The organism is Niveispirillum sp. (assembly GCF_017996735.1).
Lineage (GTDB): Bacteria > Pseudomonadota > Alphaproteobacteria > Azospirillales > Azospirillaceae > Niveispirillum.
The window spans coordinates 112,139-122,763 of sequence record NZ_JAGOGJ010000005.1; the positions used below are offsets into that span (position 1 = coordinate 112,139).

9 protein-coding genes are annotated in these 10,625 nt (G+C 65.2%); all 9 read right to left on the reverse strand.

Going from position 1 to position 10,625, the window contains the following annotated elements; all coding sequences use genetic code 11:
• Positions 1-16 precede the first annotated feature (16 nt).
• Positions 17-1,474: an alkaline phosphatase D family protein gene (locus KBA48_RS03650; protein ID WP_292903635.1), complete on the reverse strand. Its 1,458-nt coding sequence runs from the start codon at positions 1,472-1,474 to the stop codon at positions 17-19.
• 5 nt (positions 1,475-1,479) lie between these two features.
• Entirely contained in the window at positions 1,480-2,298 is an 819-nt protein-coding gene (locus KBA48_RS03655; protein ID WP_292903636.1) for an inositol monophosphatase family protein, read from the reverse strand.
• Between the two features lie 6 nt (positions 2,299-2,304).
• Positions 2,305-3,651, reverse strand: a complete 1,347-nt coding sequence (locus KBA48_RS03660; RefSeq protein ID WP_292903637.1) for an MFS transporter — start codon at positions 3,649-3,651, stop codon at positions 2,305-2,307.
• 270 nt (positions 3,652-3,921) lie between these two features.
• Positions 3,922-4,704 carry a MetQ/NlpA family ABC transporter substrate-binding protein gene (locus tag KBA48_RS03665; RefSeq protein ID WP_292903638.1) on the reverse strand — a complete coding sequence of 261 codons (783 nt, stop codon included), beginning with the start codon at positions 4,702-4,704 and terminating at the stop codon, positions 3,922-3,924.
• Positions 4,705-4,716: 12 nt separating this feature from the next.
• Positions 4,717-5,382: a methionine ABC transporter permease gene (locus KBA48_RS03670; protein ID WP_292903639.1), complete on the reverse strand. Its 666-nt coding sequence runs from the start codon at positions 5,380-5,382 to the stop codon at positions 4,717-4,719.
• Positions 5,351-6,457 carry a methionine ABC transporter ATP-binding protein gene (locus KBA48_RS03675; protein WP_292903640.1) on the reverse strand — a complete coding sequence of 369 codons (1,107 nt, stop codon included), beginning with the start codon at positions 6,455-6,457 and terminating at the stop codon, positions 5,351-5,353. The genes KBA48_RS03670 and KBA48_RS03675 overlap by 32 nt, the downstream gene beginning before the upstream one ends.
• A 141-nt stretch (positions 6,458-6,598) precedes the next feature.
• Positions 6,599-6,982 carry a MarR family winged helix-turn-helix transcriptional regulator gene (locus tag KBA48_RS03680; RefSeq protein WP_292903641.1) on the reverse strand — a complete coding sequence of 128 codons (384 nt, stop codon included), beginning with the start codon at positions 6,980-6,982 and terminating at the stop codon, positions 6,599-6,601.
• On the reverse strand, positions 6,982-9,252 hold the full coding sequence (locus KBA48_RS03685) for an LPS assembly protein LptD (RefSeq protein WP_292903643.1): 2,271 nt from the start codon (positions 9,250-9,252) through the stop codon (positions 6,982-6,984). Before KBA48_RS03685 ends, KBA48_RS03680 begins: the two co-directional genes overlap by 1 nt.
• A 189-nt stretch (positions 9,253-9,441) precedes the next feature.
• Entirely contained in the window at positions 9,442-10,542 is a 1,101-nt protein-coding gene (locus KBA48_RS03690; RefSeq protein WP_292903642.1) for a serine hydrolase, read from the reverse strand.
• Positions 10,543-10,625: the final 83 nt, after the last annotated feature.

A 10,625-nucleotide genomic window follows, 5' to 3' on the forward strand; every position in this document is an offset into this window, starting at 1 on the left:
CGCGCCGCCCCGACCCTTATTGATAAAACGGCTTCTCCGGCCAGCCTTCCGGCATGTCGGTGCCGTAATAGCCGCCACCCTTGCGGAACCGTTCCAGACGCTTCAATTCGCCCGGATCGGCCTTCACATCCCAGGTGCGCTTGCCATTGGTCAGGTCGGCCGGGGTCAGGACCAGCGGTTCCCACACCCGCGCGCCCGACACATCATGCAGGGTCATGGTCAGGCTGGGCTTGTCAACCATCTGGAAATCCAGAACGCCGACATTGACGCTGCGCGTCCAGGTGTCGCGGATACGCACCTCCGGCATCTGGCGCAGGTTCTTGGTGGCCGGCATCTGGGCCAGGGGCGAGGAACAGAGATCATAGATATCGTATCCACCATGGGCCGACCGGGGGATACAGTTCAGTTCACCCATATGGCTGTCGCCGGAGATGCAGACGACACCGCCGATATTCCGGTCACGCACGAAATCGAAGATCTCGTTGCGCTCCGTCATGAACACGCCCCAACTGTCGCCGCCCTTCTCATTCTCCGCCGTCGACCATCCGGTGCCGGAAACCAGCACCTTGAACACGGCCTTGCTCTCCAGCAGCGCCGCCTTCAGCCAGGCTTTCTGTGCGGGCCCCAGCATGGTCTTGCTGGCATCGTCACGGTTCTCCGTCGGATCGCGGTGATAGCGGCCATCCAGGAAGAAGAAATCCACCCCGCCATAGGATTGCTTGAAATAGATGCCCTTGTTGCCCGCCTCCCCATAGGCGGGGTTGGGCCAGTAGTTCCGGAAAACCGCCAGCGACCCGTCCTTGTAGGGGCTGGTCCCGTCCGACCCGTTATAGCCGAAATCATGATCATCCCATATGGCCAGTTGCGGCGTGCTGCGCAACAGCGGTTCCAGGCGGCGGACCAGCCGTTCGCGACCGTACAGTTCGGCCAGGGCCGCCGGCTCGTCGCTGTCGCCATAGATATTGTCGCCCAGCCAGAAGAACATGTCCGGCTCCAGCGCCTGCACCACTGACCAGATGGGCTGTTCGGCATCGAACTGGATACGGCAGCAGGACCCGAAGGCGATGCGGAAATCCGCCTTGCCCGCCGGTGCCGTGCGCGTGCGATAGGGGAAAGGCTGCTCACGATCCAGTTGACCGTCGAATTTCAGCCGGTACCAGTAGGTGGTGGCCGGCTTCAACCCCTCGGCCTGCAGGGTGACGCAGCAATCATCCTCTGCCCGCGCCGCTGCCGTCTGGCTGCTGATCACCTTGGCGAAGGTGCGCTCGGCGGCGATTTCCAGCGTCACATTGAAGGCACCGCTGGCCCGCACCCAGACGCTGATATGGCCGGAACCGGGTGCACCCACCATGGGTCCCTGCAAGGCCCGCGGATAGCCCAGCACCGCCGCCAGCCCGGCCGCCGGCCACAGGGACGCACCGGCCAGTGCCGTCGTGCCGGCCAGGAACTGACGCCGGCTGCCATGGAAACGCATGCTGCTCATCCTTCGTTCGGGGGCCCGTTCAAGGCTTGGTTCAACCGGTCCACCAGGGCCGCATGGATGCGGCCATTGCTGATGCAGACATTCTGGCCGTGAAGATCCAGCCTGTCACCCCGGACATTGCTGACGGTGCCGCCCGCCTCCGATGCCAGGATCAGGCCCGGCGCCATGTCCCAGGCATTCAGCGCCCGTTCCCAATAGGCGTCCCAGCGGCCACAGGCGACATAGGCCATGTCGACCGCACAGGCCCCCGTGCGGCGCAGCCCCGCCACATCGGCCGACAACAGGGCCATTTCGCGGGCAAAGACGGGATGGTCGGGCTTGCCCGCGAACGGCATGCCGCAGGACAGCACCGCATCGCCCAGCGTGGCGCGGGAGGAGACATGGATGCGCCGGCCGTTCAGCCAGGCCCCCCGCCCCTTCTCGGCCACGAACATTTCCTCCATCACGGGGATATAAGTGACGCCGGCCACCACCTCGCCATCGCGCGCCAGGGCGACATTGACCCCCCAGAGCGGGCAGGAGAACAGGAAGTTCGTGGTGCCATCCAGCGGATCGACGATCCAGCTATGGCTGGCATCGCGGCCACTGACCTGCCCGCCTTCTTCGCCCAGAAAGGCGTAATCGGGCCGGAAACGCGACAGGATGGTGCGGGCGGTCTGCTCCGCCTCCTCATCCGCGACGGAGACAAGGTCCGCCGGTCCGCTTTTGGCGCGGATGACCAGATCGGACAGTTGCGAGAAGCGGCGCAGAAGCCCGTGACCGGCGGCCTGGGCCGCATCGATCATCGCCGACAGTTCGGGAGATGGGGAATTCATGATGGATCAGTCCCTCAATCGCGTGCGCCACAGGGTCGCCGCCAAAACCATGGAAACCACCGACGCGGCGATCCAGAACCAGATCACCGGGCCGAAATTGTAATGCCGGACCCCGTCGACCATGGTCATGCCACGGTCGATCAGCATGCCGGAAACATGTTCCTGCAGGGCCGCCCCCACATAGCTGAAGATGCCGATGACCCCCATCGCCGCCCCCGCCACCCGCTTGGGTGCGATATCGACCGCGAACAGGCCGCCCAGGGAGGTGACAAGCCCCGTCATGCCGGCCCCGAACAACACCATGCCCAGCAGTAGCAGCGGCACGCTGTTCGGCCCGAAAAAGATCAGCAGCATGCCGATCAGTTCCAGCACACCGAACAGCAGGTTGGCCGGCGGGCGGCGCGACTGGAACAGCTTGTCCGACAACAGGCCAAAGCTGATGGCGCCGACAATGCCGGCCACGGTGCTGACCATCAACAGCGTGCCCGCCATGGCCAGCGAATAGCCCCGCACCTCCTGCAAATACAGCACGCCCCAGGAATTGATGGCATAGCGGGTGACATAGGTGGTGGCCGATGCCAGACACAGGACCCAGATGGCGGGCAGTTTCAGGATGTGCAACTGCTGGGCCAGGACGGAACGCGGATCGGCCTTGGGCTTTTCCCCGTAATGATCGCCCTTCCAGTCATTGACGGGCGGCAGGCCCATTGTCTGCGGCCGGTCCTGCAACAGGAACCAGACAAAGGCGGCGGTGGCGATGCCGATCAGCCCCGGCCCGAAGAACCCGGCCTGCCAGCCCAGCCAGCCGACCAGCGATCCCACCACCAGGAAGGTCAGGCCTTCACCGATGGAATGGGCCGTGGACCAGACGCCATAGGCGCGGCCCCGCTCCCGGTTGGAGAACCAGGCCGTCATGGCCACCACCCCGCCCGGCGCGCCGAAACTCTGGAACCAGCCATTCAGGCCCCAGACCAGTACCGCCACCCAGACACTGGTGACAAACCCCATGGTCAGGTTGCACAGCGCCGTCAGCAGGAAGGTGACGGCCAGCGCGCGGCGGATATTGGCATGGTCGGCCAGAAACCCGTTGGTCAGCTTGCCGATGGCATAGGTGTAGAACAGGGCAGAGCCGATATGGCCCAGTTCCGCCGGCGAAAACACGTCCGCATCGATCAGCGGCTTCTTCACCACGCCCAGCGCCAGCCGGCAGGTATAGATCAGGCCATAGCCCAGCGTGATGGCCAGCATCACGCGCAGGCGATGACGGCGATAGGCTGCATCGATCTCCGCCGCCCCCGCCGTCACCGGCCGGTCAGGCCCGGTGGCGAAAAAGCCCAGCAACGCGCGCACCATGGCGCTCTCCTCCCTGACCGGACGGTTCATCCCGCCCCGTTGGAAGGCACGATATTCCATATTCCAAAAATTTAGAAGATATTTTCCATCGTATCGGCACGGGTTTCCGGCGGGGGACAGCAGGCGCAGCCTGCCCCGTCACCGGCGGCCCAGCCCCGGTGATCACGGTCGTTGCGCAACCATGTGCATTATTGACGGTGCCAATCCCCATCCGGCATGGGGATCGGGCGGGCGCCAGAGCGGCCTGATGGTGAAGGAACCGACCAGCCGTTACCAGGCCGGAACCACCGCCCCCTTGAACGCCGTCTCGATATAGGTCTTCACGGGGGCCGAGTTATAGATGCCGACCAGCTTCTTCACCCACGGCTTGTCCTTGTCGGCAATACGGACGGCGATGACATTGGCGTAGGGGCCGTTGGCCGGTTCCCGTGCGATGGCGTCCTTGATCGGGTCCAATCCCGCCTCCAGCGCGTAATTGCCGTTGATGGCGGCGGCATCCACGTCACCCAGGCTGCGCGGCAACTGGGCCGCGTCCAGTTCCACGATCTTCAGGTTCTTCGGGTTCTGGGTGATGTCCAGCACGGTGGCCTTCAGCCCCGCCTTGGGATCGACGCCGATCAGCCCCTCACGCGCCAGCAGCAGCAGGGCGCGGCCGCCATTGGTGGGGTCGTTGGGAATGGCGATCTTGGCCCCCTTGGGCAGGGCGTCCAGCGACTTGGCCTTGGATGCGAAGATGCCCAGCGGGAAGGTCACGGTCTTGCCCACCGCCACCAGCTTGAACCCCCGGTCGGTGATCTGATTGTCCAGATAGGGCTGGTGCTGGAAGCTGTTGGCATCCAGGTCACCGCTGTCCAGGGCGGCGTTGGGCACGACATAGTCGCTGAATTCCAGCACATCCAGCTCCAGACCCTGGCCGGCGGCTTCCTTCTTCACCACCTCCATGATCTGGGCATGGGGTCCGGGGGTCACACCGATCCGGACCTTTTCGGCCTGAACGGGAAGGACCGGGGCCAGGACAGCGGCGGCAAGGGCCAGGAGGGCGGGAATGCGCATGGGGATCGACCTTCAGCTTCCGGGATTACGTTTGTCCAGGCGGCGGGCCAGCGCCTCGCCGCCCGATTGCAGGGCCTGCACGACGACGATCAGGACCAGCACGACCGCCAGCATCATTTCCGGCATGAAGCGCTGATAGCCATAGCGGATGCCCAGATCACCTAGGCCGCCGCCACCGACGGCACCGACCATGGCGGAATAACCCACCAGATTGACGGCGGCCAGCGTCAGGCCGCGGACGATGCCGGCGCGGGCCTCCGGCAGCAGGATCTTGGTCACCACCTGTCCGGGCTTTGCGCCCATGGCGCGGGCCGCGTCCAACAGGCCGTGATCCACCTCGCGCACGGCCCCTTCCACGACACGTGCGATGAAGGGGATGGCGGCCAGCGTCAGGGGAACCGTCGCGGCGGCGGTACCGATGGAGGTGCCGGTCAGCAGCCTTGTCAGCGGCACGATGGCCACCACCAGGATAATGAAGGGCGTGGACCGGGTGGCGTTCACGATCAGGCCGACCGTGCGCTGCAGCGCCGGTTTCGGCAACAGGTCGCCCGACCCCGACAGGGCCAGGAACAGGCCCAGCGGCACACCGGCCAGGGTGGCAAGCCCCCCCGCCACCGCGACCATCAACAGGGTCTGAACCGTGGCGTCAGCCAGCAGCGACAGCATCTGTGGCGACATGGCCCAGAACCTCGATCTCCGCGCCACGGGCGCGCAATTGTTGGATGGCGGCGTCGATGGCGGCCCCTTCCCCCGTCAGGGCGGCCACCAGGCCGGCGAAGGGCTGGTCGCCCAGCGGCTGCACCCGGCCCGCAACCAGACGGGCACCGATACCGGCGGCCCCCAGGTCGGACAGCAGGGGGGAGGCGGCCAGATCGCCCACCGCATGCAGCCGGATCAGGGTGGCACCCCCGGCCAGCGGCGCGGGCGACAGGCGATCGGCCAGATGCGGCGGCAGTTCCGTCCCCGTTTCGCCCAGCAGGAAACGGCGGGTGGTGGCATGGGCGGGATGGGCGAAGACCTGCGCCACCGGCCCCTGTTCGATGATACGCCCGGCCTCCAGCACCACCACCTGATCGGCCACTTCCCGCACCACGGCCATCTCATGGGTGATCAGCAGGACGGTCAGGCCCAGATCACGATTGATGCGGCGGATCAGGGCCAGGATCTGGCGCGTGGTTTCGGGGTCCAGCGCCGATGTCGCCTCGTCACACAGCAGAAGCTGCGGATTGGGGGCCAGCGCGCGGGCGATGCCCACTCGCTGCTTCTGCCCGCCGGACAGGGCGGCGGGATATTGCGATGCCTTGTCGGTCAGGCCGACAAGATCCAGCAGTTCGGCCACGCGCGGCCCGATCTTTGCCGTCGGCCAGCCCGCCAGTTCCAGCGACAGGGCAACATTGCCCGCAACCGTGCGGTTGGCCAGCAGGTTGAAATGCTGGAAAATCATGCCGATGGATTGCCGGGCGCGGCGCAGCGCCTCTTCATCCAGGCTGGTCAGGTCGCGGCCACCCACAATGACGGTGCCGGCATCGGGCCGTTCCAGCAGGTTCACGGCGCGCAGCAGGCTGCTTTTCCCGGCCCCGCTGGGGCCGACGATGGCGGTGATGCCACCGCGCGGAATATCAAGGTCGATGCCGGCCAGGGCGGCCACGGTCCGGCCATCCTTGCCATGGAAGGTCTTGGCGATGCCCGCCAGCCGCACCATGAAAACGTCGGGCGCGTCCTGTCCTGTCACAATCGGGTCCATGTCACTCATCGGGCGGTCGTTGGCCGATCCTGCCCCGGATTGCTGTTGCGGCAAAGAGTGAAGTGGGCATGGGTGACGGACAATCGGCGAATTTACGCGTCTGGTATGTGGTGTGATGAATAATACATCAAATATATCGTTGTTTAAGCCCTATCCGATCGCCTGCCGCGCCATCTGCAAGGTGCGCTGGAAATGGCCCCGGATAACCTGTTCCAGCTTGGGCGTGGGCACGACAAAGGCGTTGCGGCCATCCAGGTCGGCCTTGCGCTTTTCCAGATAACCGTCATCGACGGCGCGCTTGATCCGGTCCTCGCGCGTGCGGTTGGAACCGCTTTTCATGGTCTGGCAGGCGGCGCTGACCGTCAGCGGCGCCCCGCGCCAATGGCCCACGGTACAGCTGACAAACAGGTACCAATATTCCTGCGTGAAATAGCCGGGACGGTTCTCGAACGCGCGGTCCCAGTCGCGGGCGTAGTTTTCCAGGAAGTCCAGCCAGCGGAACAGGTCCTGCTCACTGATACCCGGATCGTTCATCAGCGGTCCTGCGGGCCAAAGACGGCGCCGGACAGCGACGGGCTCATGAATTCGCCCAGATTCTTGAAGGCCACGCGGAAGAACAGCCGGTCGCCACGGTCGATGCCGGTACGCCGCGTATTGTCGCGTTCGGCCACCAGTTGGAAGGTCAGGCAATCCTCCTGATAGGTGATGGTGGCCGATGACAGGACAGGGCCGCCGCCGGGCGCCAGATCGCGCCGGTGATTGACCCCCACCGACCAGCGGTCGGTCAGGGCGGAATTGATGCCGACCGTCAGTTCCTCGCGGTTGCGCGTGGCCAGCCCGCCATCCTGGGTCAGCTTATCCAGATAGACATAGGAACCCGACACCCGGAACTGCGACGGCCCGAACACGCCATAAACGTCGTGCAGGCGCTGCGCCCCCGTCTGGCTGTCCAGCCGGAAGGAATAGGAAATGTCCATCCAGGGGCTGGGCGTCAGTTCCAGCTTGCCCACCACGTCCGAGGTGCGGCGGCGCAGGCCAGATCCGCCGGGGAAATCAGCATCGCCCTGCAGACGCTGGCTCTGGCCCAGGAACAGGGTGGAGGAACCGCCACCGAACCCGTAGAAGCCGGTCTTCACGCCATAGGTCAGGCGTTGCCCGCCTTCCAGCCGGTCGATGCCGGGATAGCGCGAGGCGCGGAACAGGTTCGTATAGTCGAATTCGATATCCTGGCTGTCCTCGTTGGGGATATAGCCGGAATTGTCGATATTGGGGGCCGCCGACAGCATGACCATGGGTTCAATCAGGGTCTGCACCGTCGCATCCTGACGCGCCAGCGGGTAGGACACGGTCCAGTCCGCATGCGGGAAGCCACGCAAGCGGACCTTGTCATCCTGTTCCACGCTGCCATCGGGTCGGCGCAGGTTGGACACCCAGTAGCCATCGGCCCGCGCCTCCGCCTTCAGCACGGAAACGAGGCCGAAACTGGTGATGTCGTCGCGGCGCCAGCCGGCGGCCGACGACACACGGCGCGTGTCATTGCCGCTGGACCGCAGCAGCGACAGGAAACCAGCATCGGCCGACCAGCGCCCGCCCAGCAGACCGCCGGGCTCGCCCAGCGCGCTATAGGTCACCATGGGCAGGACGACGGGTTCCTCCTCCGGGTTGCCGGGGCGCAGATCCTGGAAATCATAGACATTGAGGGCCAGGTAATCGCGCCCGTCGAACCGTTCCACAAAGCCGCGGCTGGCCAGGATATCCTCCCGGCTATAGTCGTACCGCAGCAGATGGGTGTTATCGGTCACGCGCTTCAGGTCGAAACCCCAGCGCCACTTCTCATCGATATCGAACCGGCCCGTGCCGAAGATATGGCCCCGGAAATCCTTCTTCTCCACGATGCCGGCCGCCGTTTCCCGCGCGCGGTCGGCATAGGTGGCGCTGCCCGACAGGGTGATGGAACCGGTGGCGAAACGCTGGCGATATTCCCCGCCCAGCAGCAGGCCATCCTCGGTGCTGGGCGTCACTTCCAGCGTGAAATCCTTCGACTCGTCGATATCGAAGAAATAATAGATGCGGGCATAGGTGCCCAGATCGGAACTGATGCCGCCGCCCGGTGTCAGGAAACCGCTGCGCCGTTCGACAGTCGGGTCGGGATGGCCGAAGAAGGGCAGCCACATGACGGGCACGCCCGCCACTTCCAGCGTCGCATCGCGGTAATAGACGTCGTGCGCCTGCTGGTCATGGGTGATGCGGGCCGCCCGGATCTGCCAGATCGGCGGGCGCGTCGGGTCGGTGGCGCACAGTTCGCACGGGGAATAGACGGCATTTTCCATGCGGGTATAGCGGCCCTCGCGCCGCTCCCCCTGCAGGGCCGCGAATTTGGAATTGTCGGACAGCAGGATGCGGACCTGATCGACAAAGCCCTTCTGAAGGTCGTCGGTCAGTTCCGTATAATTCGCAAACATCACCTCGCCCGTCGGCTCCAGGATGGAGACATTGCCGGACGCGGTGACGACATTGGTCTTTTCCGAAAAACTGACCGTGTCGGCCAGCAGCAGCCGCCCGCCCTGGCTCAACTCCACCTTGCCGCGCGCGGTGATGATGCCCAGGTCCTGGTCGTAATCCACACTGTCGGCCGACAGCAGCACGGGCTGGCCGTTTTCCGTGGGCTTGGCGGGGCCGGCACCATGCTGGGTGGCATCCGTGCCCTGCGGCACCTGCACATCCGCCGCCAGGGCGACACCCGACAAGCCGAAAGCCAGCGCCGTGGACAGCAGCAGGCGGCGATAGGTCCGGACAGGGTGCATCTTCAACAGCGTCTCGGGGTTACGGTCGACGGGTGCTAGCTTGTCCCCGACGGGGGGTGCGCTGTCAACTGATGCCGGGGGGAAGCAGGTGGGACATAGCGGCAGGGGCGGCCAAGCGGGACGCATGACCGGCACCGGGGGCTCCCGATTTGCCGCCTTCATGGCTTCGCCCCGCCCTTTTGCCCCAGCCTATTGCCCCACCGCCGCCAGCACATGGTCGGTCAGAATACGTTCAGTCAAACCGTGGGCGTCCCTGACGCGGTAATTGGTGGTGGTGACGGTCACGACCATCCGAAGCCGGGGAAAGACCGCGACCTTGTTGCCGCCCGTCCCGCTCATCAGCCAGGCCAGTTCCTCGCCCGTCGCCGTCTTCAACCGCTTGATCCACCAGAGATAGCCATAGTCCGTCTGTTCATCGACCTGGGCCTGGGCACTGGTGGAGGCACGGACCCAGTCCGCCGGGATCAGGCGTTTGCCCTGCCAGACCCCGCCATCCAGATAAAGCTGGCCCAGCTTGGCCAGATCGCGGCTGCGCAGGCCCAGGCCGCCCCCCGTCATGGCGATGCCCGTGGGGGTTACCTGCCATTCCACAGGTCCGATGCCCATGGGGCCAAACAGGCGTTGCTGCGCCATGTCCTGGATATTCCGTCCGGTCGCGCGCTGGATGACGGCCCCCAAGGTCACCGTGCCGGCCGTGCAGTAGCTCCAGCTTCGGCCATGGGGCGACAAATGGGGCGGCGTGCTCCAGTTCGGGAAACCTTTGATGGGCAATTCCAGCGTGAACCGCACCCAATCCTCGATCAGGTACATCCTTTCCTCGTTGCCCCGGGAATAGGAGTTGCTGTCATCGCATTCGAGCAGGGAACTCATGGTGAGGAAATCCTCCACCGTGATCTTGTCCTTGCGCGGGTCGGGGTTCTGCAGGGGCTGCATCTCCGGGAAGAACGGGGTGATGGGTGTTTTCACCCCCGCCAGGGCGCCGTCGCCGATCGCCAGACCGGTCAGCATGCCCGTGAGCGTCTTTGTGACGGAGCGTGTGTTGCGCAACGCATCACGCCCCCCCTCATCGAAATACTGCTCATAGACCAGCCGCCCGTCGCGGGTGATGACGACACTGGTGATCTTCTGGAAATCACCCCGCGTGATGGCGGCCGTCATGGCCGCCAACCGCGCCGGATCAAGGCCCTCCGATGCCGGATCGCCGGTTTCCCAATCCTTGGAGGGCGACTGGGCCGCCGCCACGGGGGCAAGGCAGCACAGGGCGAACAAGGCCCATCCCGCGTACTTCATGTCCACCTCCCCCCCAACCATCGACCCGATCACAGCTTTTGCTGGACCGCCGGTCATCCCTGTGTACTGTATACAGTATATTC

Excerpts from the sequence above, each read along its gene's own strand:
- KBA48_RS03650 (WP_292903635.1), bottom strand. The coding sequence starts at position 1,474 with ATGCGTTTCCATGGCAGCCGGCGTCAGTTCCTGGCCGGCACGACGGCA.
- KBA48_RS03655 (WP_292903636.1), bottom strand. The coding sequence starts at position 2,298 with ATGAATTCCCCATCTCCCGAACTGTCGGCGATGATCGATGCGGCCCAG.
- KBA48_RS03660 (WP_292903637.1), bottom strand. The coding sequence starts at position 3,651 with ATGGTGCGCGCGTTGCTGGGCTTTTTCGCCACCGGGCCTGACCGGCCG.
- KBA48_RS03665 (WP_292903638.1), bottom strand. The coding sequence starts at position 4,704 with ATGCGCATTCCCGCCCTCCTGGCCCTTGCCGCCGCTGTCCTGGCCCCG.
- KBA48_RS03670 (WP_292903639.1), bottom strand. The coding sequence starts at position 5,382 with ATGTCGCCACAGATGCTGTCGCTGCTGGCTGACGCCACGGTTCAGACC.
- KBA48_RS03675 (WP_292903640.1), bottom strand. The coding sequence starts at position 6,457 with ATGAGTGACATGGACCCGATTGTGACAGGACAGGACGCGCCCGACGTT.
- KBA48_RS03680 (WP_292903641.1), bottom strand. The coding sequence starts at position 6,982 with ATGAACGATCCGGGTATCAGTGAGCAGGACCTGTTCCGCTGGCTGGAC.
- KBA48_RS03685 (WP_292903643.1), bottom strand. The coding sequence starts at position 9,252 with ATGCACCCTGTCCGGACCTATCGCCGCCTGCTGCTGTCCACGGCGCTG.
- KBA48_RS03690 (WP_292903642.1), bottom strand. The coding sequence starts at position 10,542 with ATGAAGTACGCGGGATGGGCCTTGTTCGCCCTGTGCTGCCTTGCCCCC.